Source organism: Sporosarcina sp. A2 (assembly GCF_050858885.1).
Classification (GTDB): Bacteria; Bacillota; Bacilli; order Bacillales_A; family Planococcaceae; genus Sporosarcina.
The window spans coordinates 1,106,221-1,131,415 of sequence record NZ_CP193898.1; the positions used below are offsets into that span (position 1 = coordinate 1,106,221).

The window sequence follows — 25,195 nt, forward strand, 5'->3', positions numbered from 1 at the left end:
CGTACTAAGGAGGAACAGGTTATTATGGCTAAAAAAGAGGAACTAACTGGAGAAACAGAGACAACGTTGGAGGAAGTCAAAGCTGCTTTACTTGAAACGGGTAAAAAGAGTGGCGAATTGACAATAGAGGAAGTCACTGAGAAACTGGCTACTTTTGAGATGGAGCCTGACCAGTTTGAAGAGTTCCTCGATCAAATCGAGGCAGCTGGTATTGAAATGGAAGGTAAAGAAGACAACTCTGAAGAGACGCCACTAAAACCGTCAGCAGAGGAGGAACGATTCGATCTGAATGACTTGAGCGTTCCACCAGGTGTGAAGATTAATGACCCTGTCCGCATGTACTTGAAAGAGATAGGCCGTGTTGACTTACTTACCGGTAAAGAGGAAGTTGCACTAGCAAAACGAATCATTGCTGGTGAAGAAGAAGCCAAGAAACGTTTAGCAGAGGCTAATCTTCGACTTGTAGTTAGTATTGCAAAACGCTACGTAGGTAGAGGAATGCTGTTTTTAGATTTGATCCAAGAGGGTAATATGGGTCTTATTAAAGCGGTTGAAAAGTTTGACCATACAAAAGGATTTAAATTCAGTACGTATGCAACTTGGTGGATTCGTCAGGCGATTACACGTGCTATCGCTGACCAAGCAAGAACGATACGAATTCCTGTTCACATGGTTGAAACCATTAATAAACTTATTCGTGTACAAAGACAATTATTGCAGGATCTTGGAAGAGAGCCGTCTCCAGAAGAAATTGGCGAAGAGATGGAACTTACTCCAGAAAAAGTGCGTGAAATTCTTAAAATCGCTCAAGAGCCAGTATCGTTGGAAACACCAATTGGGGAAGAAGACGACTCGCACTTAGGTGATTTCATCGAGGACTCTGAAGCACAGTCGCCTTCTGACCATGCAGCTTATGAATTGTTAAAAGAGCAATTGGAAGATGTACTTGATACATTAACTGACCGTGAAGAGAATGTTCTTCGACTTCGTTTTGGTTTAGACGATGGTAGAACAAGAACGTTAGAAGAGGTTGGTAAAGTCTTTGGAGTAACACGTGAACGTATTCGTCAAATTGAAGCAAAAGCGCTTCGTAAATTGCGCCATCCATCTCGTAGTAAGCGCCTGAAAGACTTTTTAGAATGACAACTGGCACCGGGTAAACACTCCTGGTGTCTTTTTTCAGTAGAAGGGAAGAGCGTTTTTGAATGTACAGCGTAAACGAATCATAATTTCGGAAATCCATTATTGGAAGAAAAACCGATTGTTACCAGAACACTATTGTGATTTTCTAATTACATTGTATGCACAAGGTGAAGCAACTGAAGTAGCTGACCAAACGATTGAAAAAGGCGTTCTTGAAAAGGAGCGCTCATTAGTAGTCAAGAAAATTGTTCTATTGGCTATTTTAGCAGCAGGAGTTTTCGCGCTGATGCTTTTGATTAGTGGTCATCCCGTACTTATGATCGGTCTAGCTTCAATATTTGTACTTGGTTTGCTAATAAGACTTTTGATGAGTAAGCCCATTCGTTCTGCACTTATTCCTTTTACATATATTATTGCCGCATTTATGTTACTCGGTATTTCTTTGAAGGTATGGTTTGTATTCTTTGAAGGAGAAACCATGTTATTATTAGGTGTTCTTATGTTGAATAGTATTTTATGGCTGTTTGCAGGTCGTATGTTAAAACTATTATATTTTTCAATCTCCGGTACTGCCGGTTTGCTAATGATTATTGGATTTTTGCTCATTTCCTACTGAGCAGAAATCCTTTTTTTCTGTTAAACTATCCGCTAATTCTGTATAATGGAACTTGTAAGCGTTCACAAAAAAGGGGATGTCATAATGGATTTCAATTTAACATCAGAGCAACAAATGATCCAACGAACAATTCGAGAATTTGCTAACGAAGTGGTTGCACCCGGAGCAATTGAGCGAGATCGCACTAATGAGTTTCCGGTGGAAATCTTTAAGCAGCTTTCCGAAATGGGAATGATGGGGCTGCCCTTTTCGGAAGAATATGGTGGTGCTGGAGCAGACACAATCAGTTTTGCGATCGTTACGGAAGAGCTGAGTCGTGCATGTGCATCTACTGGGATCACCTATTCAGCTCACATATCGCTTGGGGGAGCACCACTGAATTTATTCGGAACTGAAGAGCAGAAACAATCCTATTTACGTCCGATTTGTGAAGGGACTTCCTTTGGAGCATTTGGTCTTACTGAACCGAACGCGGGGTCGGATGCTGGTGGAACACAAACAACTGCGAAACTTAAAAATGGAACTTATACAATCAATGGCTCTAAAGTGTATATTACGAATGCAAGTTATGCGAAAAACCTTGCATTGACAGCAATTACAGGGAAAACAGAGAATGGTGGAAAAGAAATTAGTGCAATTATCGTACCAACAGATGCAGAAGGATTCAAAGTGATTGATAACTATGAAAAAATGGGGCTACATGCTTCAAACACTACCGAACTCGTTCTTGATAACGTTCAAGTCCCTGAAGAAAACCTCCTTGGTAAAAAAGGAAACGGATTCAGACAATTCCTCGTCACATTGGATGGTGGACGAATTGGTATTGGCGCAATGGCGGTGGGGATTGCGCAAGCTGCTTATGATAGAGCCATGCAATATGCGAAAGAACGGAAGCAGTTCGGGAAGTCGTTATCAGAGTTCCAAGTGACTCAATTTAAATTAGCCGCTATGGCGATGAAAATTGAGCTTGCTCGTAATATGGTCTATAAAGCCGCTTGGATGAAAGATGAGGGCAAGCCATTTACAAAAGAAGCGGCAATGTGTAAATTGTATGCGTCAGAAATTGCAATGGAAGTGGCTGATGAAGCAATCCAGATACACGGTGGGTATGGATATATGCGTGAATATGAAGTAGAGCGGTATATGCGCGATGCAAAACTTTTGGAAATAGGTGAAGGAACTTCAGAAGTTCAACACATGGTGATAGCAAGACAAATCGGCTGTTAACTAAAAAACTTCACAAAGTATGTCCAATTTGTCACAAAAGAGAAAAGTCTATTGATAAGTCTTTCGATTTCAGCAAGAATACAGTACAATAAGAGATGTGCACTATATACTACAGAATAGTTTCTGGTGAAGGAGGTTAAGTTCGTTGAGTAAAAATCCTGTTGTTCCTTATATTTTGATTTTCGCATTAGGTATCGGACTCATTTTCTTCATGTCCATGTATGGTATTGATCAACAAAAAGAAATTGCCGATGCTGATGGCGAAGCAACTGAAGAAGGCACGAAAGATGAAGGCGCATCTGCTGAATTCGACGCTGAAGCTGTTACTCAGCAAAAATGTATCGGATGTCACGGTGGAGACTTAAAAGGCGGAGTGGGTCCTAACCTTCACGGTGAAGACAAAGACGCTAAAGCACTTCACGAAATCATTAAGAACGGTAAAGGCGGAATGCCTGCTGGACTTATTGAAGACGAGAACATTGATGCAATGGTCGAGTACATTCTTACATTGAAATGATAACTTGAAGAGCAATCGGTGTGGCGGTTTTCCGCCACCTGGTTGCTCTTTTGTTTGATACGTGCAAAACACACTATTTTTCGATAAGATGAATGGAAGAAGTCGGCGCAAATGGTTGCGCCTGCTGAAAGGTGGAACAAGAGAGTGAACGCTAAAAATTTATCAGAACGATTGCGACTAGTCGCATCATTTGTTGAAGCAGGAACAGTGGTAGCAGATATCGGAAGCGACCACGCATATTTACCTTGCTGGCTAGTTCAGAATGGTCAAACTCAAAGAGCAATTGCAGGAGAAGTTGTTAAGGGGCCATTTGAATCCGCACAACGGAACGTGGCGAAGGAAGGCTTGACGAGTCAGATTACTGTCCGCCTTGCAAATGGATTACAAGCAATTTTACCTGAAGACGGTGTTGATACGGTAACTATTGCTGGAATGGGTGGAACACTAATTAGCTCAATCTTAGAAAATGGTGTAGAAAACCTAGAGAGCGTTCGACGAATCATAGTTCAACCAAACATTCATGCAATTGCAATTCGGGAGTGGGCAGTCAGTAATTCATGGAGAGTTATCGATGAAGCCATTCTGAAAGAAGACCATAAAATCTATGAGGTACTTGTGCTAGAACGTGGGAATCTTGCGTATTCCCCAAAGGAACTTTTGATGGGCCCGGTTCTTCTAAAAGCATGCTCACCTATTTTTATAGAAAAGTGGCAAAGTGAACTGAAAGAAATCGAACGCGTGATTACTGCCTTATCTAATTCAGTGCTAACTGATGAAACACAGGCCAAGCATCTCCAGTTGCTCCAAACAAAGGAACTGATAGAAGGAGTGTTGAAGTCGTGAAAAACGTCAATGGTCATGAAATCATCCAATTATTTGAAGAATGGTCTCCAAAGAAATTGGCTATGGAAGGGGATCCGATTGGACTACATATCGGACAGCTGAACCGGAGTGTTGAAAAAGTGTTGGTCACATTAGATGTGAACGAAGCAGTGGTTGATGAAGCGATTGAAAAAGGTGCTACACTTATCATTGCTCATCATCCTCCTTTGTTTAGACCGGCAAAGCACATTTGGACAGATTCAGCTCAAGGCAGAATGATTGAAAAATGTATTAAGAAAGACATTTCCGTTTATGCAGCCCATACGAATCTGGATATCGCCAATGGCGGTGTAAATGATATGCTTGCTGAAAAGTTAGGGCTTACAGACATTCAACTCTTGGAACGAACAGCTACATATAATGATGTAGAATATGGAATTGGGCGTGTTGGAAAGCTTGAAACAGAGTTGACGCTTGAGGAATTTGCACGTTTTGTAAAAGAAAAACTTCAAGTACCAGCAGTTCGGATGGTAGGAGATAAAACCCGTGTCATTCGCAAGGTGGGAGTACTTGGAGGAGATGGCAACAAATATATCTTCCCCGCAAAACGTGCAGGTGCTGATGTCTTAGTTACAGGGGACTTATATTACCACGTAGCTCAAGATGCTGAAGCCATTAATCTTTGTGTTATAGATCCTGGTCATAACGTGGAAAAAGTGATGATTCAAGGTGTAGCAGAAAAAATGACCGATCTTTGTAACGAGCATAAGTACAGAGTAGAATTCATACAGTCGGAAATTAATACGGAGCCTTTTACATTTATTTGAAAAATCCCCTGTCACTCGTGAAAGTGACAGGGGATTTTTTATTTAAACATAAGGTTCGATACGTGTAACTGGTGTAGGATTTTTAATCTTTGGAAGTAGTCGATTCAAATCGAATTTACGCTCTGCAATATGTGTGTCTGGATCAGCAGGGTCAAACTTAGTTAAGAATTCGATGACTTCACGTACGATTAAAGTAGGAGTAGATGCTCCGGCTGTAACCGCAACACGTTCCACGCCATCCAACCATTTTAAATCGATTTCAGATACATCGGAGATACGATAGGAAGGCGTATTTGCGATTTCCACTGAAACTTGTGTCAAACGATTGGAGTTATTACTCTTCGGATCACCAACCACAATCAGCAAGTCAGCTTCTCCAGCTTGTTCAGCGACCGCTTCTTGTCTAACTTGTGTCGCCATACAAATTTCTTTATGAACTTCGATATGCGGATATTTCTTTTTCAAATCTTCCATAAGATGGACAACGTCCCATTGACTCATAGTTGTCTGATTTGTGACAAGCAACTTGTTGTTATGAAGTATTAGGTTTTCAATATCTGTTGAGTTTTCCACCAAGTGCACTTTACCTGGAGCAACACCTATAGCTCCTTCTGGTTCGGGATGATGGGCTTTACCAATATAGATAATGTCATAGCCTTCAGCAGTCTTTTCACGTATCAGGTCATGCGTAACTGTAACGTCTGGACATGTGGCATCAATTGACACGAGGCCTTTCTTACGCGCGAGTTCACGGACTTCAGGAGATACTCCATGTGCTGTGAAAATAACAGTGCCTGTTTCTACTTGGTTCAGAATTTCAAGACGATTTTCACCTTCTAATGTAATAATACCGTCTTCTTCGAACGCATCCGTCACATGCTTATTGTGTACAATCATGCCTAATATATAAATCGGTCTCGGCAATGATTCGTCGAGTGCCGCATTTCTAGCAATCACCATTGCATCGACGACCCCATAACAATAACCGCGCGGGGAAATCTTCATTACTTTCATTCTATGCTCACTCCTCTAAAGGGATCTACACCCATTATAGCGGAGATAGCGTAAAGGTTCAAAGTCTTAGATTGGAGGCTGAAACACTTTGGGTACGGAAGGCCGAGGGACAGAAGAAATTGGACCTGCAGCGCGAGTTGCAGCGGAAGCAACAGCCGCATTACTTGCTATACCTGCGGCCGGTAAAGACTGGAATCCTCGATATAATTTCCACATGGCGGGTATGTTCTGAATCATTGGAGCAAACTGTTGTACGATAGGTGCATACTGCTGCACAGTAGAGATGAAGCGGTTTGCGGTTTCCATATACATTTCAGGTTTGGAAGGTCCACCAGCTTGCGAGGGTCCGTTAGACTCTTGCTGCTGTCCACCAAAACCTGCACCCATTCCAAATGGATTACCTGAAAAGGGTGATGGGTTTTGATGAACTTCACCTTGGGGGTAGTGGGCTTGCTGACCTTGCGCAAAAGGCATCGCCTGTTGAAAGTTTTCTTGATATGGCTGTTGTCCTGAGGGAATTTGACGTTGCTGATTCGCAAATGGATAAAAAGATTGATATCTCATAATAGTCTCCTTTCCATGATAGTACTTTGTCTATAATGTATCCTATGCGAAAAAAACAACCAATGGTACAGTTTCGTGCTACAATGAACAGATGATAGGGGGACACCGAATATGTCTAAATACACTGATTATAAATTTAAACCGTTTCTAAGAGAAGCGATTGAAAAGTTGGGCTTTACCAGTCCAACTCCCATCCAAAAGGAAATGATTCCGCTAATTCTAAAAGGTCAAAGCGCAATCGGCCAAGCACATACAGGAACTGGAAAGTCACACAGTTTTCTAATACCGATCCTACAACGCATTGATACCGATGCAGATGAGCTACAAGCGGTGATTACTGCTCCTACACGTGAGCTTGCAAATCAGCTATACGCTGAGGTCAACAAGTTGACTGCTTCATCAGACGTCCGCACAAGTCTTCTGATTGGCGGGACCGATAAGAAGCGTTCTGCTGATAAGTTAAAATCGAATCCGCATTTAGTTGTAGGTACACCAGGGCGCATTCGTGACATGTCTGATACAGGCGCGTTAATGATTCATACAGCTCGAATACTAGTTATTGACGAAGCTGACTTAGCATTTGACATGGGATTCATAGAAGATATTGATCAATTTGCTGGTAAAATGCCAAGTAACTTGGAAATGTATGTCTTCTCTGCAACGATTCCGGAAAAATTGAAACCGTTCCTTTCGAAATATATGAACTCACCTGTTCATATTCAACTTGGAACTAAAAAGCCGTTAACGGAAGGGATGCATTATTCTCTCGTTCCAGTTAGAGGTATGGATCGTAAAAAGAAACTTTTACAAGTTATCCAAGCTATCAATCCGTATTTAGCGATTATATTCACTAATACAAAACAAAACGCGGATGAACTTGCAGGCTATCTAGCATCTCAAGGCGTAAAAACAGGAAAAATACACGGTGACTTAAACGCTCGGGAACGTACACGGATGATGAAGCAAATTCGCGATCTTGAGTATCAATTCATTGTAGCAACCGATCTAGCGGCACGTGGAATCGATATCCCAGGTGTAAGTCATGTTATTAACTATGAGCTTCCGGAGGATCTTGAATTTTACATTCACCGCGTCGGTCGTACGGCACGTGCAGGCTTAGAGGGAATCGCGATTACATTATTCGATCCTTCTGAAGACGACGCAATCGTTAAGATTGAGAAGATGGGAATACCATTCGTTCACGAAGATGTGAAAAATGGAGAATGGTCACAATTAAAAGAACGACACTCTAGAAAAAACCGTCCTAAAGAACAAGACGAAGTGGATAAAAAAGCAGCAGCTTTAATTCGAAAACCTACAAAAGTAAAACCAGGTTATAAGAAAAAACGAGCTGCAGAAGTCGATCGCTTTAAAAAGCGTGAAAGGAGAATGAACAATAAACGATGAGTGAAAAATCTATTTTAATTGGATCGCACGTTTCAATGAGTGGGAAAGAGATGTTACTTGGTTCAAGTAAAGATGCAGCTGCATTTGGAGCTACTACTTTCATGATCTATACGGGAGCTCCTCAGAACACACGACGTAAGCCAATTGAAGAGCTGAACATCGATGCAGGACAAGCGCATATGAGTGAAAATGGGTTGTCATCCATGGTTGTTCATGCACCATACATCATCAACATTGCAAACTCTGTCAAGCCAGAAACGTTTCGACTAGGCGTTGATTTCTTACAAGAGGAAATTAGACGTACAGAAGCACTTGGTGCCAATCAGATTGTTTTGCATCCTGGTGCACACGTCGGTGAAGGCGTGGACAAAGGGATTGCCAAAATCATAGAGGGCTTGGACGAGGTATTGTCTGAAGATGCCAACGTTCGAATTGCATTGGAAACAATGGCTGGAAAAGGTACTGAATGTGGCAGGAACTTTGAAGAACTTGCAAGAATTTTTGATGGCGTGAAAAATAGTGATCGCTTATCCGTATGTTTTGATACGTGCCACGTTCATGATGCTGGTTACGACATTGTAACTGATTTTGAAAGTGTTCTTGAAGAGTTTGATCACTTCATAGGAAGAGATCGCATTTCAGTCATACACGTTAACGATAGTAAAAATGTACGGGGAGCAGGGAAGGATCGTCATGAGAATATCGGCTTCGGTCACATCGGTTTCGATCCTTTGCATTACATCGTGCATCATCCGTCATTTACGAACGTTCCGAAAATACTAGAGACACCGTTTATTGGAACCGACAAGAAAAACAAGACAGCTCCCTATAAAGAGGAAATTGCTATGCTGAAAAGTGGCGAATTTACTACTAAGTACCGGAATGCTTTGTTGAACGATGAGGCAAACGACTAAATTAGTTAAGAAAGAAGACTGTCGAGTGAATCAGTAGTTACTGATCAGCGACAGTCTTTTCTTACTTTCTCATATTCAAATAGTCATCCAGCATTTGATGTGTCCGTTTCTGTCCTAAAATACGTTCAACCTTTGAAATAAAACTTTCCGGAACTCCTGTCAAAATCCAATGCATTGAAATTTCATCCAATAAGGGACGTAATAGTCTAATTTCCTCGATTGAAAAATCCAATCCATACTCCTTCGACATCTTTAACATCTCAGCATCACTTCTCTTTTTCATCTCAAGCAAAAATCGTGTGTAATCCAAATCGTCACCTTGCTTTCTTTAGATTTGTAACTCATCACCATATCGTATATAATCATTGAAGTGAATCGTAATCATTACTATTAGTAGAAGGATGGTTGTATGCAAGATAGTCTAGTAAAATTATCAAATGTATCATTTAGATACGGAAATACAGAAGTATTGAAAGACATTACTTTAGCTGTTGAACGAGGAGAATTTTGGGCGCTTATAGGGCCAAATGGATCTGGGAAGTCAACACTCATTAAGATTCTATTAGGTTTATTGAAACAGGATAGTGGAACCGTTGAGGTATTCGGTCAATCGATTTCTACGGTTAGTCATAAAGAACGGATTGGCTATGTCTCTCAAAAGTCAAATTCTTTCAATAGTGGATTTCCAGCTACAGTGCTTGAAGTTGTACGAAGCGGCCTGACTAAAAAAACAGGCTTATTTAAACGATTTACTAAGTCTGACACGGGAGCTGCAATGAATGCGCTCCGTGAGGTGGATATGGAGATGTTCGCAAGTCGTAATATTGGCGAACTTTCAGGTGGACAACAACAACGTGTTTTCATAGCTCGAGCACTTGCTGCAAAACCTGAGCTCCTTATTATGGATGAACCGACAGTTGGGGTAGACCAGCAAAACTCAGCTTCTTTCTATTCTATGCTGGAGAAACTAAATCGTGACAATGGAATCGCAATTATTTTAGTATCGCATGAGATTGATCTAGTAACCGATCTCGCTTCCCATGTCGCTTGTTTAAATCGGACGATGCATTTCCATGGTGGAAGAAGAGACTTTGCTAAATTGAATGACAATGACTTATCACGCTGGTATGGTCATTCTGTTCGTCTCGTTCACCAGAAGGAAGGAGGCCGTTCAGATGATTGATGCTTTGTTTAGCTATGAGTTTTTACAAAATGCTTTCTTCTCAGGATTAATTATCGGAATCATCGCGCCTATGCTTGGGCTGTTCATAGTTGTGAGACGTCTAGCGTTAATAGCGGATGCATTGAGCCATGTATCACTGGCAGGGATTGCAGGTAGCTTGTACTTGAGTCAACAAGTGCTGTTTTTCGCAGGGCTAAATCCAATTTATCTCGGTATGGCAGCAGCGGTCGGAGGCTCGTTGTTGATCGAACGCTTACGTCGCGCATATCGTAATTTTGAAGAATTAGCGATTCCGATTATTCTTTCTGCAGGAATCGGATTCGGTGCAATTTTCATTTCCCTTGCAAAAGGATTCGGTGCTGACTTAGTCGGTTATCTATTCGGTTCCGTTTCGGCAGTAAGTCGGCAAGACCTCCTTGTTGTCGCAGTTCTAGCTATTGCAGTATTTGTTTTCATCTATTTATTTTATAAAGAATTATTCACGCTATCATTTGATGATGATTACTCAAAAGCGTCAGGAATAAAGGGACGATGGATTCAAATGTTTTTCATGGTTTTGACAGCGTTAGTTATCGGTGCGTCTATGCGAATTGTAGGGATACTTCTCGTATCCTCTCTCATGACACTTCCAGTAGCGGCAGCTATCCAAGTTGCGAAAAGTTTTAAATCTTCAATGCTTCTTTCCATTATTTTCGGTGAGGTATCTGTTGTGGTGGGGCTATTTGCGGCGTATCACTTGGATATTGCCCCTGGAGGTACGATTGTCGTAACTGCAATTGTCATCTTGCTATTAGTGTTAATAGGTAAACGATTAACAGGGAAAAGTATTATGAGAAGAAAGGGGGAAGTACTGTGAATGTAGAAAAAGCGTGGGATACACTTAAAGAGCATTCATTTAAACGGACGAAAAACAGAGAAGCGATTTTAGATTTTCTTGCTGAGCGAGATGGCTACATCGCTGCAATGGATGTTGGTGAATTTCTTAAAAAAGAAAATCCTGGAGTTAGCTTCGATACCATTTACAGAAACTTGTCCACATTTGCAGCCCTCGGTATTTTGGAAGAGACTGATTTAAATGGAGAACGACAGTACCGTATGCATTGTGAACCGGGTGTTCATCACCATCATTTCATATGCACGGTATGCGGAAAGACCAAGCATATCCCGTCTTGCCCAATGGACCACATCGCGGTCAATTTACCCGGAGTGGAAATTCAAGGCCATAAGTTCGAAGTGTATGGTAAATGTCCACAATGCCAATGAAAAAAGGAAAGGCTCAATTTAAATGAGCCTTTCCTTTTTTTAGTTCACGTGACTTGCGAAGAAGTTATGTTGAATCCATGCATTCGCTTCGTTCCAATTATTTACTCGGATAACTCCGTTTGGAATTGGATTACGATTGTAGGGAGTGTCAAACAAGATAACCGGAATGTCGAGTTCTTCGTGAAGATCGACAGCATTGTCGTGTTTGTCCTCGAAGAAAATATCTGTTCCAAATTTACGAGCTGTCTCAATTTTGCGATGACTACCAATTAGTTCAACGTGATCATAAGGCAGCTGTTCTTGTTCGAACCATTGCATCGTGACATCCATCACTTCTGGCCCGCGAGCAGAGATGTAATACAACTCTACTTGTTGCTTTTGCCAGTCTGTCAAAAATTGCTTTGCTTGCTCTTGGGTAGAGGAGGTTAAGCAGATTTCTGGTTCTGCTTCTCTATACCAATTGTAAAACTCTGTAGGATCGACATCGAAAGCTGTAGTCAAATCGTACTCTTTAATATCGTCTAACACAAGTTCGCATCCGAACTTCTTGTTAATATGCGGAAGAAGTGAAGAAGGAGTTGTTACTGTTCCATCGATATCGATACCGAATCGATAGTTTTTCACTGAGTTGTTCCACTTTCAGCTAACAGCTCTTCCTGTCTCTTTTTCTCGAAATACTCTTCCGCAAGTTTATCGATTTCAATTTTCAATTCTTCAACCATTGTTTCTTCAGGTACTTTACGTACCGTTTTGCCGTGCATGAAGAGAAGACCTTCTCCACGAGCGCCCGCGATTCCGATATCCGCTTCTCTTGCTTCCCCTGGTCCATTTACTGCACAACCAAGGACTGCTACTTTAAGCGGTGCTTTAATGTGCGAAATGTATTCTTCAACTTCGTTAGCAATTGAAATTAAGTCGATTTCAATACGTCCACAAGTAGGGCAAGAGATTAGAGTGGCAGCGTTCGATGAAAGACCGAATACTTTCAACAACTCACGCGCTACTTTAACTTCTTGAACTGGGTCTGCACTCAATGAGACACGCATCGTGTTACCGATACCTGCTGAAAGTAATGCACCAAGACCAGCAGAGCTCTTAATAGATCCTGTGAACAAAGTTCCAGACTCAGTTATACCAAGATGCAAAGGATAGTCAAATGCAGCTGCAGCCTTTTGATATGCCTCAATCGCCAAGTTCACATCAGATGCTTTTAGGGAAACGATAATATCGTGAAAATCGAGATCCTCAAGAATTTTAATGTGATGAAGGGCACTTTCAACCATTCCATCAGCTGTTGGATAGCCATATTTCTCAAGAATTTTCTTCTCAAGAGATCCTGCGTTTACACCAATTCGAATAGGAATGCCTTTAGCTTTAGCAGCATTTACTACGGCTTCTACTTTGGCTTGTTTACCGATATTACCAGGGTTAATACGGATTTTGTCAGCACCTTGTTCAATCGCTATGAGTGCCAATTTATAGTTAAAGTGAATATCCACTACGAGCGGGATGTTGATTTGTGCTTTGATCGCACCAATTGAATAAGCTGCACGTTCGTCTGGGCATGCCACACGTACAATCTGGACACCGGCTTCTTCTAATCGTTTAATCTCCGCTACAGTCGCTTCTACGTCATGAGTTTTAGTCGTTGTCATACTTTGGATGAATAATTCGTTACTTCCTCCAATTGTGAGATTGCCCACTTTGACCGGACGGGTTTTGGATCGATGTATCATTTCAGTCATTAATCTCTCTCCTTACTTCGCATTAAAGCTGTTTACTACTGTTCATTTTATCAATCATTGTGCTAAAAAGACAAGGAACTGCCCTCCACATACTATTCTTTCGAGCAAATTGTGACGGTTTCATTACTTAGGGGAATTTCAATTTGTTCTCCACCTAAGATGTCCTGAAGTTGTAAATGAGGATTCAATTGATAAAAAAGAGTGAGCCGATCCAAAAAAACTATAGCAGGATCAGGATAGAGTGCAAATAGAGATTCTATAGTGTCTCCAGGGACCGTTGTGACGACAATGGAAACAGGTTTGTCCACTTCATGACAAGCAGGCTCGTCCGATGCGAACGCTGCCAGTTGAATTGTACCTTCCGTCAGATCGCTTTTCAGCATATATAGTAGTGCGAATACAGCAAGTGCAGCAAGTAATAGTCTCATAGAAAAGCCTCCCTTCGCACACGATATGCTAGAAGGAAGACGGTTATGCGTGAGGTGACTTCGGTTTAGGTTGCTTCGGATAATAGTTGGCTGCAAGTAGTAAGTAGATAATATGCACAGCAGCGGTAATTGGAAAGTTTAGTTCGTTCTTAATGCCTAAAATTTCTAGAGTCAGTGAAACTAATACAGGCACTGTAATAGAGATGGCTGAAGTTCGCCACATATGTCGATATTCTCCGCGTCGCTTCAAGATTTTTAAAAGTCCTAGTCCGACAAGACCGAAAAAACTAACTCGAATGAATAAATAGAAGGTGCTGATGACAAGCTGGAGAACGAAAGCCATTGGATAGAGAAGCCCACCTACAGTCTTTGCGTATTCAATTAACTCATCAGAAGCATTGAATAACTCAATATCACCCGTCAAAAACCGTATGAAAGATACTGCTGTAGAAAGAAACACGAAAAGAAACACATATTGAAAAACTTTCCCTATTGGAAGCAAACGAAAAGCAGCGAGTTTTTTCGGTTCATAAATAGAGGCCATAAATAATTGATGGTTTTTCAAAATAATAACTCCTTTCAACGTCTCTAAGTAGTTTAGCATCGAGAGAGGTCGTATGGATAGCACTTGTGACAAAATTGGCAGTTACGTTTTTCAATTGTTAAGGGTTTGTAAAGATTGTACGTTGTCTATTTACATATACCAACCTCAAGACAATAATAGGAGGGTATACATATCGTTATTGGGGGTTGCACATTGCATGGATATTAACTGGCAGGAAGTAGCGTTTCAATTTCTGGGTGGACTCGGGATATTCCTATTCGCCATTAAATACATGGGGGACGGTCTACAAAAAGTAGCAGGTGACAGACTGCGTTCAATTCTTGACCGTTTTACTACTAATCCCTTCATGGGAGTACTCGTTGGTATTATTGTAACAGTTCTCATTCAGTCAAGTTCAGGTACGACTGTTATTACCGTGGGTCTTGTAAGTGCAGGTTTCATGAAATTGAGACAAGCAATTGGTGTCATCATGGGTGCAAATATTGGTACAACTGTCACAGCATTCATTATTGGTTTGGACGTGGGGGCTTATGCGCTTCCTATTATGGCGGTTGGTGCTTTCATGATATTCTTCGTTCAGAAATTATCTGTTAAGCATATTGGTGAAATCATTTTCGGATTCGGTGGATTGTTCTTGGGACTTGAACTGATGAGTACCGGAATGCAACCTTTACGAACACTTGACTCGTTTTCTGATTTGACGATTTCGATGTCCAATCATCCTATGTTAGGTGTTGTCGCAGGTACAGTATTTACATTGATTGTACAAAGTTCTAGTGCGACGGTCGGGATTTTACAAGGATTGTACGCAGAAAATCTAATCGATTTAAGAGCAGCGCTACCTGTATTGTTCGGTGATAATATTGGAACAACAATCACGGCGATTCTAGCGGCTCTTGGAGCTTCTGTTGCAGCGCGTCGAGCAGCTGCTACGCACGTATTGTTCAATATCGTTGGTGCGGTTATATTTATGATTCTTCTGGTTCCATTTACCGCTTATGTAGAATGGATCACGAGTACTTTAGGTATCGATAAGAAAATGCAAATCGCCTTTGCACACGGTTCGTTCAACGTTGTAAATACTGCGATTCAGTTTCCATTCATCGGGGCTTGGGCTTATTTTGTAACAAAGCTTATACCAGGTGAAGATGTCACTATTGAATTTAAACCGAAACACTTAGATCCGCACTTTATCCACCAATCTCCGTCTGTCGCAATTGGACAAGCGAAAGAAGAAATTATTCGAATGGGTTCTTTTGCTGTACAAGGACTAGAAGAAACGTTTGAATACTTGAAGAGCAGTAAGAAAAACCATGCAGAAACTGCTTATCAAATAGAGGATGCAATCAACAATCTAGATCGGAAAATTACGGATTATTTAGTTGAGATTTCTGCTGTTAATATTTCATCTGTAGAATCGGTTCGCCATGTCATGCTAATGGATACTGTGCGTGACATTGAGCGGGTTGGAGATCATTTCGAAAATATTATTGAGCTGATCGACTTCAGAGAGGTTAACAGAGTAAAGCTTTCAGAAGATGCAATGGAAGAGCTTTCTGAAATGTTCGCGCTGACCATTGAAACTGTTCAAAAAGCTGTTGACTGTTTAGATACGAATGATTGGGAATTGGCACGAACCGTAGCGAAGCAAGAAGAATTAATCGATAAAATGGAACGTAAATGTAGAAAGAGTCATATCATTCGTCTCAATGAAGGTGCTTGTTCTGCACAAGCAGGGATTGTGTTTGTAGATATTGTGTCGAACTTAGAGCGAATTGGTGATCACGCAGTAAACATCGCTGAAGCAGTATTAGGAAAACGCGCATAAAGGGAAAAGGGGTGTGACTAATGGAATGGATCGCATGGATTGTCGCTAGTATATTTTTTGTCATTGCATTCGTGGGGCTCATCTATCCAGTCATACCATCTGTTCTATTTATCGTTGGCGGATTCTTACTGTATGGACTCATTGATACATTTAGTTCAATGGGATGGCTGTTTTGGACAATCCAAATTTTATTTACAATTTTGTTGTTTGGTGCTGATACGCTTGCGAATCTTTTTGGCATCAAGCGATTTGGGGGATCTAAGGCAGGAGGATGGGGGAGTACGATTGGTCTACTAGTTGGACCATTCGTTATTCCTGTTGCGGGTATACTTATTGGGCCGTTTATCGGCGCTGTAATTGCGGAATTACTCGTGTCACGTTCCAGTTTTAAGCAAGCGTTGCGTTCAGGTGTGGGATCATTAATCGGATTTTTGACTTCAGTTATCGTAAAAGCAGTCGTTATGGCAGTAATGATTGCCGTTTTCATATTTTTTGTCACATAAAAGACAACATATTTGAATGCGTATAGGAAGTTTGATACCCTTGAGAGGTAGGAAAGAATTCAATCATTCAAGGAGGAATAGTAATGGCTTATAAATTACCTGAATTGCCTTATGCGTATGATGCACTAGAACCACACATCGACAAAGAAACAATGGAGATTCACCACACAAAACATCATAATACGTACGTTACCAATGTAAACAATGCATTGGAAGGGCACGAAGAGCTTGCAGCAAAGTCTGTTGAAGAACTCATTTCAGATATGAATGCTGTTCCTGAAAACATCCGTACAGCTGTTCGTAACAATGGCGGAGGTCATGCGAATCACTCTCTATTCTGGACTCTTCTTTCACCAAACGGTGGCGGTACTCCTTCAGGCACACTTGCTGAAGCTATCGACAAGAAGTTCGGAAGCTTAGATGCGTTTAAAGAAGAGTTTGCAAATGCTGCAAAAACTCGCTTTGGATCTGGATGGGCTTGGCTCGTTCTTGATAACGGCGAACTTTCAGTTATGTCTACACCAAATCAGGACAATCCATTGATGGATGGCAAAACGCCACTTCTTGGACTTGATGTTTGGGAGCATGCATACTACTTAAACTATCAAAACCGACGTCCAGATTACATTTCAGCTTTCTGGAATGTTGTTAACTGGGATGAAGTACAAAAGCTTTACACTGAAAATAAGTAATCTTATGATGCAACCAAGCACACATCTTGCTCGTCAAGATGTGTGCTTTTTACTTTTTTAATGCTATAATTCACTTGATGTACATCTAATGGAGGAGGGAGAAAAGCTTTGAGAAAAAACCAGCGCAAAGTCGATCAGGCAAAAGTTCGCCAGCGTAAATTGACTTCCTTCAGGATGAATTTCTTATTCTTTTCGATATTTGTTTTATTTTCGTTGTTAATTTTCCGCTTAGGGTATTTGCAAATAGTAAAAGGTGAAGATTATAAACGGGTGTTGGAGCGTACAGAAGAGATCGCTGTAAATACGAGTGTACCTAGAGGGAGAATTTTTGACCGAAGTGGTCACTTACTCGTTGATAATGAGCCTAGAAATGCGATTACATATACGAAGACAACATCTACAACATCTGCTGAGATACTTGAAACGGCAAAAAAACTAGCGAAGTTAATCGAAAAGCCGACGAATCGTGTTACGTTGGGAGACAAAAAGGATTACTGGATTCTCATTCATCCGAAGAAGGCACTTGAAAAAGTGACCGAGAAAGAAATGCTTGCCCTTCAAAATGACGATACGTTGTCTAAAAAAGAAGCGCAACGTAAAATCACTTCAATGACACGTGATCGAATTACTGAAGAAGAGATCAATTCATTTACTGACAGTCAACTTGAAGTGTTGGCAATCTACCGAGAAATGATGTCGGGGTATGCATATACTCCTCAAATCGTTAAAAGTGAAGACGTGACAGATCAGGAATTCGCCACAGTCTCAGAGCATTTAGGGACATTATCGGGTGTCAATACGACGACAGACTGGGAGCGCGTTAAGATGTCTGATAGTGCAATTCTCGGAACTACAACTAGCCCAATCGAGGGAATTCCGAAATCCGATCTCGATTATTTCTTAGCACGTGGGTATTCACGAAATGATCGAGTAGGTAAAAGTTATATCGAAAGGTACTATGAAGACTTACTTAAAGGACAGAAAACGGTTGTTAAGAATATTAAAGATCGGACTGGTAAAGTCGTTGAGACGAAAACCGTTCGAGAGGGTGAACCCGGGAAAGATCTAATGTTAACATTAGATACTGAATTGCAGGCTCACCTTGAAACAATCGTAGAAGATAATTTATTGAAAGCAAAACGAAATGGCGGTTCTCAATTTTTGGACCGAGCATTTTTAGTCATGATGGACCCGAACACGGGTGAAGTATTATCAATGGTTGGTAAGAAAATTGTCAAAGACAAAGATACTGGCAAACTAACTGTTCAAGATTATACATTTGGTGCGTTTAGTACTTCATATGAAGTAGGTTCAACGGTTAAACTTGCTACGCTCTTAACTGGTTATCAGTATGGTGCTGCAAGAATCAATGAAACTAAAATTGATGAACCGATTTTTGTCGGTAAACAAAGGAAAGCGTCACTATTCAACCAAAATTCACGTATTCCTATTAACGATGTCGAAGCAATCGGACGTTCTTCCAACGTGTATATGTTTAAAATCGCTATGGGAATTGCGAATTATAATTACGTGAAGAATGGCAGTCTGAAGATAGATTTTGATGCCTTTACGAAAATGAGAGACGGATACGCTTCGTTTGGACTTGGTGTGAAAACGGGGATTGACTTACCAGGTGAAGTGACAGGATCATCACCGGAGCCGAATCGTAAAGAACCGGGTAAACTTCTTGACTTGGCAATCGGACAGTATGATACGTATACGCCATTACAACTTGCACAATACGTATCGACTGTGGCAAATGGTGGATACCGTATTGCTCCGCGTTTACTAAAGGCAGTTTATGAGCCTTCTCGTGATGGTGAGGAATTCGGAGCTTTACTTAAACAATCTGACCCTGTCGTACTAAATCGAATCAATAATACTCCTCAAGAAATTGAACGCGTAAAAAAAGGAATGCATTATGCGTATTACCAACCACGAGGTACCGCAAGTGGAATATTTAAAGGTGAAGAGTTTGATGCAGCCGGTAAAACAGGTACAGCTCAAGCAGGCTACTATGAAGGCGATGATCGCTCTTTGTGGGGGACTCAAACTGTATCTGTAACTCATGTTGGTTTTGCACCTTACGATAATCCAGAGATCGCCTATTCGGTTATTGTTCCGCATGTATCGACGTATAGTTCTGGATTTGCGCACCCTAACAATGATATAGCGCAAGCTGCAGTAAAAGAGTATTTTGCGCTTAAGAAGAAACGTGCAGAATCCGAAATTTTTTCAACGGAAACACCTAAAATTCAACCACCTTTCAAAGTTCAGCCTGAAGGTGAAAAACCAAAATAAAAAACAAGCGTGGCGTTCCGCGAATCGGAAATGCTGCGCTTGTTTTTAGTTATTGTTTTACCGTTGTAAGTTCTTTTGCAAGTGCTGCAAAGTCCATAGAGGAATCTATTTGGTGTTGACCAATTTGCATTTTACCTGACAACTTTTCCTTTGATAAATACTCTTCAAATTCAGAAGCGTTCTTGATGATACCAGATTTTTCAAGTGAGTCAGAGGCGTCTTTTGATGTATCTCCAGATGATAAAGTGAGTATCATTTTAATTACAGGTTCTTCTTTATTGGATTCTGCTTCTGGAGATGTGCTTGGTTTTTCAATAGTAGAGGATTGCTGCACATCAGCCAAAGCTTCTTTCGCAGAAGCCAATTGTTGTGTGAGTTCAGCGATTTGAATGTCTTTGTTAGCATTATTTACACTTTTTGATGGGTGCGGTTGACTGGTGAAAAATAATACAGCTCCAGCAGTTAGACAGGCAATCCCAATCGTTTGGAGTAATTGGCGAATCATACATGCACACCTTTCGAACGCAGTACAGTACGAACTTGATCTGTAGGAAGAGAAGAACGTTTTGAAATTTCTTCTATAGAGTATCCTTGTCCGTGCAATGCAACGATTTGACTCACGATAATTGTATGTACGGGTTTTACAGTCTCGCGAGAATGAATGGGTTGTCCAACTGGGACTGGCTGAATCATCAATTCCTCTTCCAAAGCTTTCAAACGTTTTTTTAAGTGGTTCGTTTCCTGATGCAGACTAATTGAAATCTGTTCGACTTCGTCTGTACTTTTTTGCTTTGCTCCAACAAAGATTGAAAGTATCAGGGCTACAATCCCAATAACAAAAAGAATACTTGGCAGTGACAAAATTGCACCCTCCTTGGTTATTTAGTTTATTTCATCGTAACATATCAAAAACCATTAAGGGAATTTAGATTTCTTGCTAGACAATCACCGTATTTATGATACAATGGAAAAGTCGTATAAATCATGCTCATAAATACTCTACTATCACTGATGAGTGGGAGGGACAACAATGCGCGTAAATATAACACTTGCTTGCACAGATTGTGGTGAGCGTAACTATATCACAAAGAAAAACAAGCGTAACAATCCAGAACGTCTTGAAATGAAAAAATATTGCTCACGTGAAATGAAGCAAACGCTTCACCGTGAAACGAAATAATTGCTCATGCCAAAACCTTTCACGGTTTTGGTTTTTTCTTTCAAAAAGAAGGGAAGAGAGTGAATAATGAAAACCTTTATGAGGAAAAGTGTTTTAATGAAATTGAAAAATCTGTCTGCGGATGATTATAGAGCCATGTCGGAACGAATCTACATACGTTTAATTGAAACTTCAGACTTCAAAAAAGCAAATACGGTAGCACTCACTATATCCCGTAAAACTGAAGTGGATACTAGGAAAATCATTGAAATTTGCTGGGAAATAGGAAAAAAGGTTGTCGTTCCTAAGTGTAATCCAAAAACAAAAACTATGGATTTTAGAGAAATTTCCTCTTTTAATCAGTTGGAAACTGTATATTTGGATCTACAGGAACCTGATCCTCTTAAAACCACCTCGATTGAAGCAAAAGAGATTGATTTACTAATTGTGCCTGGAGTTGTGTTTAGCGATGAGGGTTATCGCATAGGCTATGGAGGCGGTTATTATGATCGTTTTCTAGTGATCTATACTGGTGTAACCGCATCACTGGCTTTTAACATGCAGTTGGTTAGCCAAATACCAGTCGAAGTTCATGATTTACCAGTAGATAGAATAATTACAGAAGAGCGGGTAATCGAATGCGAGATACAGGATTAAAAGAATTTTGGGATGTCATTAAACTCATGAACCGCTTCGGTGCGTATATCTATACGGGTGATAGAAGAGCCGATATACTATTAATGCAGTCCGAATTGAAAGATCTTTATGATGATGGACTGATTTTAAAAGAAGATTATATTACAGCATCATTACTAATACGAAAAGAGCTCTTAGTCTGTCAAAAATCTACTGATGAATAACCAATACATTTAAAGCAAATCTGACAAAGTGAAACTTTTGATGCCTAAGAACGTTATAATAAGTTAGAGCACGTTTATGATTTAGAAAGGAAGAGATCAAATGAATAGATTTAACTGGCCGAAACATTCTGTACTCGTGATTGCAGTTGTTGCAACATGGTTAACGACTTACTTCGGCTATTTGACAAGTTTTAACTTAAGCATCGATAATATGATCCAGCAATTAATTTTATTTATTAACCCACTAAGCTTTTTGCTCCTAGTTTATGGAGTTGCTTTATTCATTAAGACGGCGAAACGACGTAATGCATTTTTAATCACTGTAAGTGTTATGACATCAGTTGTAATGTTTGCGAATGCAGTGTTTTATCGGTTCTTCAGTGATTTTATAACGATTCCAACGTTATTCCAAACAAATAACTTTGGTGACTTGTCCTCATCAGTAATGGCGAATATCCATGGAGCTGATATTTTCTTCTTCACAGATGTAATTATTGTGGCATTAGCTGTGAAATTTATACCGCAACCAACTGAGACAGTTCGTCAATTCAAAATGGGAAGAAGACTATATTTCATTGCAACAGCAGCTTTGTTCATGGTGAATTTGGGTCTTGCTGAAGCAGAGCGTCCACAATTATTAACAAGAAGCTTTGACCGTGAACTACTTGTTAAAAATATTGGAACATACAATTACCACATTTACGACTTGATCATTCAATCGAAATCACATGCCCAGCGTGTACTTGCTGATGGCAGTGAGCTTTCTGAGGTAGAAAACTATATTCATGCCAACCATAAACAACCGAGCGTTGATATGTTTGAAGATGCAAAAGGGCGTAACATTATTACAATTTCCCTCGAATCCCTACAAAGTTTCGTCATTAACGAGGAAATGGATGGTCATGTAATCACTCCGTTCCTTAATGAGCTTACCAAGGATAAAGATACTTTTTACTTCGATAATTTTTACCATCAAACAGGATTGGGTAAAACATCTGATGCTGAATTTATTGTAGAAAACTCTATTTATCCTCGTAATGGTAGTGCTGTATTCTTTACACATAGTGGGAATACGTTTGATTCTATGTCGGAAAAATTAGCGGATAACGGATACTTCACAAACGTAATGCACGCGAACAACAGAAGTTTCTGGAACCGTGACATTATGTACAAAGCACTTAAAACTGAAAAGTTTTATGATGTTGAAAGTTACGATATCGGAGAGGGTCAGGCTGTTAACTGGGGTATGAAAGATATTCCTTACTTTGAACAGTCTGTACAAATGATGAAAGACATGCCGCAACCTTTCTCTTCTCGAATGCTTACTCTTACGAATCACCACCCATTTGATTTGGACGACGAGGATATGTTGATTCCTCCTTATACTTCAAATTCGAAGACGTTAAATAAATACTTCCAAACAGCTCGTTATTTAGATGAATCCATAAAAGTATTCTTCGATGAGCTTAAAGAGAACGGGCTATATGACAATTCGATTATCGTTATGTATGGAGATCATTACGGTATTTCAGAAAATCATAATAAAGCAATGAGTATGTATCTAGATAAAGAAATTACTCCATTCGACAATGCTGAACTACAGAAAGTTCCTTTCTTTATCCATATTCCTGGAAATGGTAAAGGTAAAGTAATGCATGAGCTTGCTGGACAGATGGATATACGTCCAACTGTTTTAAATCTGGCGGGTATTGATGCAAAAGAAGATTTACAATTTGGTTCAGATTTATTCTCTAAAGAACACGAAGACTTTGTAATCTTTAGAGACGGTAGATTTGTAACTGACAAATATGTCTATGCACACGAAGTTTGTTATGATGCATCGACAGGAGAACCAACCGATTCTGAATTATGTGCGCCTTATATTGAGCGTGCTTCAAAAGAATTAGAGTACTCGGATTCAATCATCAATGGAGACCTTCTGCGCTTTAAAGATGATCAAAAGGATCCTAAAGGACAGCAACCTGAAATAAAAGGTAAAGAATAATTAATAAGCAAAACCCGGATGAGTCTACTATCTCATCCGGGTTTTGTTTATTTCCTCAAAAAAACACCTTTCGCATAAAAGCGATAGGTGTTTATGGATCGAATTATTAGTGTAGGGAAGGTGGATAGCCTTGGAATACAATTGTTGCAATTGTAAAGCCACCAAAAATAACGGCTGCCAACAGGTTGAAGACGATACTGAGCAAGTTACGCTCTTTGAATCCTTGCACGGTACCAACTACAGCTAAAATTGCGATAAGACCAAAAATAACCATTAAAAGATTCATAAATGATGACACTCCTTTCAAAAAAGAACAGATGAATGCCTAGTTAGCAATACTCATCTTCTATTGTACTGTTTAGTTTATCATTTGTCGAGTTGTAATCGTGACGATTGTTTGAAATCTTTGATGAAATTCCGTACTATAAAGTAGAGGAGGCGATTCCGATGAAAATTAAAACATTACCAGTCGGCCCGATACAAGCAAATTGTTATTTGATGAGTGACAACAACGGAAATTGCCTGATTATCGATCCGGGAGAAGAGCCTGCAAAAATACAAGAAGCAATAACTAAAGCACAATTAACTCCAATTGCTATTTTGTTAACGCATGCTCACTTTGACCACATTGGTGCACTTGAGCCAATTCGTAAGCATTACAACGTACCTGTATATATCCATAAGGAGGAAAACCTTTGGTTGCGTAACGCAGAGTTGAATGGATCTGCAAAGTATCCAATGTTACAACCTGTAATGTGTGAGCTTGCAGATCATGTCATTGATCGCGAAGGGACACTTCAAATTGGTCCATTTGAAGTGGAAGTTCGCCATACACCTGGACACTCTCCTGGCAGCTTAAGCTACGTCTTTCATAAGGATAGGTTAGTTATCGTAGGTGATACGTTGTTTCGGCAAGGAATAGGTCGTACGGACCTTCCTGGAGGGAATACCCACCAGTTACTCACAGCGATTGAACAAAAGCTTTTATCATTGGATGATGATTACAAAGTTTATCCGGGTCATGGACCCAAAACTACACCTAAAGATGAAATGGACTCAAATCCGTTTTTAAATGGATATTAAAAAAAACAGCCGAGTTTCGGCTGTTTTTACTTTTAGTGTCCTGCTCCTGGTACGTGAATGAATGTAGCATAGTACGTAAACCCAACTGTGAAAATCATTAAGTACGCGCCAAACATATACAAGTACATTCTTTCCGTAAGTTTCATGTATCCAAGTAGCATGAAGAAAATAGTACTTGCGATAAATAAAAGTGCAACTTGATTCATTCCGCCAACAAAAAACATAACTGCGAAAATTCCAGTCCAGAAACCACACAGCTTGAACATATTATCCATAAGTGCGTCCCTCCTTATACAACAATACAATAAACTCCTCTTTATTATATAGGATAGTATCGGTAAAAGTAAACTTAAAGTAAACTATTCGGTGTGACAGATCCGTGATCTTTTAGAAATCAAGTACTTTTTGAATCTGAATTTAAATGCGGCTATGGGTATCGAAAATACTAGTTTGGCACAATCTATTCCATTTTAATGAACTGGACATTATACTGTGAGCAAGACATAAAGCGGTCTTATGTTTTAGAGAG

General features: G+C 40.2%; 31 protein-coding genes. 20 read left to right on the forward strand and 11 right to left on the reverse strand.

All coding sequences use genetic code 11. The features are described from left to right. Positions 1-24 precede the first annotated feature (24 nt). From rpoD to ACRPI0_RS05200, 6 genes are all read left to right on the forward strand, one after another. Complete coding sequence (gene rpoD, locus ACRPI0_RS05175; protein ID WP_432355223.1) at positions 25-1,143, forward strand: RNA polymerase sigma factor RpoD; 1,119 nt, start codon at positions 25-27, stop codon at positions 1,141-1,143. 58 nt (positions 1,144-1,201) lie between these two features. Further along, positions 1,202-1,759: a hypothetical protein gene (locus ACRPI0_RS05180; protein ID WP_432355224.1), complete on the forward strand. Its 558-nt coding sequence runs from the start codon at positions 1,202-1,204 to the stop codon at positions 1,757-1,759. 84 nt (positions 1,760-1,843) lie between these two features. Then, positions 1,844-2,986, forward strand: a complete 1,143-nt coding sequence (locus ACRPI0_RS05185) for an acyl-CoA dehydrogenase family protein (protein ID WP_432355225.1) — start codon at positions 1,844-1,846, stop codon at positions 2,984-2,986. 145 nt (positions 2,987-3,131) lie between these two features. Further along, entirely contained in the window at positions 3,132-3,503 is a 372-nt protein-coding gene (gene cccA / locus ACRPI0_RS05190; protein ID WP_432355226.1) for a cytochrome c550, read from the forward strand. Between the two features lie 144 nt (positions 3,504-3,647). Next, the gene (locus tag ACRPI0_RS05195) at positions 3,648-4,346 is read left to right on the forward strand and encodes a tRNA (adenine(22)-N(1))-methyltransferase (RefSeq protein WP_432355227.1); all 699 of its coding nucleotides are present in this window, start codon (positions 3,648-3,650) and stop codon (positions 4,344-4,346) included. Beyond that, positions 4,343-5,152: a Nif3-like dinuclear metal center hexameric protein gene (locus ACRPI0_RS05200; RefSeq protein WP_432355228.1), complete on the forward strand. Its 810-nt coding sequence runs from the start codon at positions 4,343-4,345 to the stop codon at positions 5,150-5,152. Before ACRPI0_RS05195 ends, ACRPI0_RS05200 begins: the two co-directional genes overlap by 4 nt. Before the next feature lie 42 nt (positions 5,153-5,194). Here ACRPI0_RS05200 and ACRPI0_RS05205 read toward each other — a convergent pair whose 3' ends face one another. Beyond that, complete coding sequence (locus ACRPI0_RS05205; protein ID WP_432355229.1) at positions 5,195-6,166, reverse strand: 4-hydroxy-3-methylbut-2-enyl diphosphate reductase; 972 nt, start codon at positions 6,164-6,166, stop codon at positions 5,195-5,197. Between the two features lie 66 nt (positions 6,167-6,232). Further along, a complete protein-coding gene (vrrA, locus tag ACRPI0_RS05210; protein WP_432355230.1) occupies positions 6,233-6,730 on the reverse strand; it encodes a VrrA/YqfQ family protein in 498 nt (165 codons plus the stop codon). Between the two features lie 111 nt (positions 6,731-6,841). Between vrrA and ACRPI0_RS05215 the strand changes: the two genes are divergently transcribed. Beyond that, entirely contained in the window at positions 6,842-8,137 is a 1,296-nt protein-coding gene (locus ACRPI0_RS05215) for a DEAD/DEAH box helicase (protein ID WP_432355231.1), read from the forward strand. Beyond that, complete coding sequence (locus ACRPI0_RS05220) at positions 8,134-9,051, forward strand: deoxyribonuclease IV (RefSeq protein WP_432355232.1); 918 nt, start codon at positions 8,134-8,136, stop codon at positions 9,049-9,051. The genes ACRPI0_RS05215 and ACRPI0_RS05220 overlap by 4 nt, the downstream gene beginning before the upstream one ends. Before the next feature lie 61 nt (positions 9,052-9,112). Here ACRPI0_RS05220 and ACRPI0_RS05225 read toward each other — a convergent pair whose 3' ends face one another. Then, complete coding sequence (locus tag ACRPI0_RS05225; protein ID WP_432355233.1) at positions 9,113-9,334, reverse strand: hypothetical protein; 222 nt, start codon at positions 9,332-9,334, stop codon at positions 9,113-9,115. Positions 9,335-9,460: 126 nt separating this feature from the next. Between ACRPI0_RS05225 and ACRPI0_RS05230 the strand changes: the two genes are divergently transcribed. The 3 genes from ACRPI0_RS05230 to ACRPI0_RS05240 are packed head-to-tail and all read left to right on the forward strand — an operon-like array spanning position 9,461 to position 11,497. Then, positions 9,461-10,234: a metal ABC transporter ATP-binding protein gene (locus ACRPI0_RS05230; RefSeq protein WP_432355234.1), complete on the forward strand. Its 774-nt coding sequence runs from the start codon at positions 9,461-9,463 to the stop codon at positions 10,232-10,234. After that, positions 10,227-11,090, forward strand: coding sequence for a metal ABC transporter permease (locus tag ACRPI0_RS05235; protein ID WP_432355235.1), 864 nt, complete (start codon positions 10,227-10,229; stop codon positions 11,088-11,090). Before ACRPI0_RS05230 ends, ACRPI0_RS05235 begins: the two co-directional genes overlap by 8 nt. After that, a complete protein-coding gene (locus ACRPI0_RS05240; RefSeq protein WP_432355236.1) occupies positions 11,087-11,497 on the forward strand; it encodes a Fur family transcriptional regulator in 411 nt (136 codons plus the stop codon). The genes ACRPI0_RS05235 and ACRPI0_RS05240 overlap by 4 nt, the downstream gene beginning before the upstream one ends. Before the next feature lie 39 nt (positions 11,498-11,536). On the opposite strand, the gene ACRPI0_RS05245 is transcribed toward ACRPI0_RS05240, so the two are convergent. The 4 genes from ACRPI0_RS05245 to ACRPI0_RS05260 form a co-directional block, all read right to left on the reverse strand. Beyond that, positions 11,537-12,121, reverse strand: coding sequence for a hypothetical protein (locus ACRPI0_RS05245; RefSeq protein WP_432355237.1), 585 nt, complete (start codon positions 12,119-12,121; stop codon positions 11,537-11,539). Continuing rightward, complete coding sequence (ispG, locus tag ACRPI0_RS05250; protein WP_432355238.1) at positions 12,118-13,242, reverse strand: flavodoxin-dependent (E)-4-hydroxy-3-methylbut-2-enyl-diphosphate synthase; 1,125 nt, start codon at positions 13,240-13,242, stop codon at positions 12,118-12,120. Before ispG ends, ACRPI0_RS05245 begins: the two co-directional genes overlap by 4 nt. A 92-nt stretch (positions 13,243-13,334) precedes the next feature. Continuing rightward, positions 13,335-13,670 (reverse strand): hypothetical protein, encoded by a 336-nt coding sequence (locus ACRPI0_RS05255; protein ID WP_432355239.1) that lies wholly within the window; start codon positions 13,668-13,670, stop codon positions 13,335-13,337. A 43-nt stretch (positions 13,671-13,713) separates the two neighbouring features. Continuing rightward, positions 13,714-14,235, reverse strand: coding sequence for a DUF1189 family protein (locus tag ACRPI0_RS05260; RefSeq protein ID WP_432355240.1), 522 nt, complete (start codon positions 14,233-14,235; stop codon positions 13,714-13,716). Positions 14,236-14,431: 196 nt separating this feature from the next. On the opposite strand from ACRPI0_RS05260, the gene ACRPI0_RS05265 reads away from it, so the two are divergent. From ACRPI0_RS05265 to ACRPI0_RS05280, 4 genes are all read left to right on the forward strand, one after another. Next, a complete protein-coding gene (locus ACRPI0_RS05265; RefSeq protein WP_432355241.1) occupies positions 14,432-16,063 on the forward strand; it encodes a Na/Pi cotransporter family protein in 1,632 nt (543 codons plus the stop codon). Between the two features lie 20 nt (positions 16,064-16,083). Then, complete coding sequence (locus ACRPI0_RS05270) at positions 16,084-16,566, forward strand: DUF456 domain-containing protein (RefSeq protein WP_432355242.1); 483 nt, start codon at positions 16,084-16,086, stop codon at positions 16,564-16,566. Positions 16,567-16,649: 83 nt separating this feature from the next. Next, positions 16,650-17,258, forward strand: coding sequence for a superoxide dismutase (locus ACRPI0_RS05275; RefSeq protein ID WP_432355243.1), 609 nt, complete (start codon positions 16,650-16,652; stop codon positions 17,256-17,258). Between the two features lie 108 nt (positions 17,259-17,366). Beyond that, positions 17,367-19,559, forward strand: a complete 2,193-nt coding sequence (locus tag ACRPI0_RS05280; RefSeq protein ID WP_432355244.1) for a peptidoglycan D,D-transpeptidase FtsI family protein — start codon at positions 17,367-17,369, stop codon at positions 19,557-19,559. Between the two features lie 49 nt (positions 19,560-19,608). Here the strand turns inward: ACRPI0_RS05280 and ACRPI0_RS05285 are convergent, their stop codons facing one another. Both ACRPI0_RS05285 and ACRPI0_RS05290 read right to left on the reverse strand, forming a co-directional pair. Beyond that, a complete protein-coding gene (locus ACRPI0_RS05285; RefSeq protein ID WP_432355245.1) occupies positions 19,609-20,064 on the reverse strand; it encodes a hypothetical protein in 456 nt (151 codons plus the stop codon). Next, entirely contained in the window at positions 20,061-20,420 is a 360-nt protein-coding gene (locus tag ACRPI0_RS05290) for a hypothetical protein (RefSeq protein WP_432355246.1), read from the reverse strand. The genes ACRPI0_RS05285 and ACRPI0_RS05290 overlap by 4 nt, the downstream gene beginning before the upstream one ends. A gap of 169 nt (positions 20,421-20,589) precedes the next feature. Between ACRPI0_RS05290 and rpmG the strand changes: the two genes are divergently transcribed. The 4 genes from rpmG to ACRPI0_RS05310 all read left to right on the forward strand — a co-directional run bounded on the left by rpmG (position 20,590) and on the right by ACRPI0_RS05310 (position 23,583). After that, positions 20,590-20,739, forward strand: coding sequence for a 50S ribosomal protein L33 (gene rpmG, locus ACRPI0_RS05295; protein WP_191687986.1), 150 nt, complete (start codon positions 20,590-20,592; stop codon positions 20,737-20,739). Between the two features lie 66 nt (positions 20,740-20,805). Further along, the gene (locus tag ACRPI0_RS05300) at positions 20,806-21,375 is read left to right on the forward strand and encodes a 5-formyltetrahydrofolate cyclo-ligase (protein ID WP_432355247.1); all 570 of its coding nucleotides are present in this window, start codon (positions 20,806-20,808) and stop codon (positions 21,373-21,375) included. Beyond that, positions 21,357-21,578 (forward strand): YqgQ family protein, encoded by a 222-nt coding sequence (locus ACRPI0_RS05305; protein WP_432355248.1) that lies wholly within the window; start codon positions 21,357-21,359, stop codon positions 21,576-21,578. Before ACRPI0_RS05300 ends, ACRPI0_RS05305 begins: the two co-directional genes overlap by 19 nt. A gap of 100 nt (positions 21,579-21,678) precedes the next feature. After that, entirely contained in the window at positions 21,679-23,583 is a 1,905-nt protein-coding gene (locus ACRPI0_RS05310) for an LTA synthase family protein (protein ID WP_432355249.1), read from the forward strand. A gap of 106 nt (positions 23,584-23,689) precedes the next feature. Here ACRPI0_RS05310 and ACRPI0_RS05315 read toward each other — a convergent pair whose 3' ends face one another. Next, positions 23,690-23,869, reverse strand: coding sequence for a DUF2759 domain-containing protein (locus ACRPI0_RS05315; RefSeq protein ID WP_025784750.1), 180 nt, complete (start codon positions 23,867-23,869; stop codon positions 23,690-23,692). A 161-nt stretch (positions 23,870-24,030) separates the two neighbouring features. Between ACRPI0_RS05315 and ACRPI0_RS05320 the strand changes: the two genes are divergently transcribed. Beyond that, positions 24,031-24,666 (forward strand): MBL fold metallo-hydrolase, encoded by a 636-nt coding sequence (locus ACRPI0_RS05320; RefSeq protein ID WP_432355250.1) that lies wholly within the window; start codon positions 24,031-24,033, stop codon positions 24,664-24,666. A gap of 32 nt (positions 24,667-24,698) precedes the next feature. Here ACRPI0_RS05320 and ACRPI0_RS05325 read toward each other — a convergent pair whose 3' ends face one another. Then, positions 24,699-24,941, reverse strand: coding sequence for a DUF2626 family protein (locus tag ACRPI0_RS05325; protein WP_432355251.1), 243 nt, complete (start codon positions 24,939-24,941; stop codon positions 24,699-24,701). Positions 24,942-25,195: the final 254 nt, after the last annotated feature.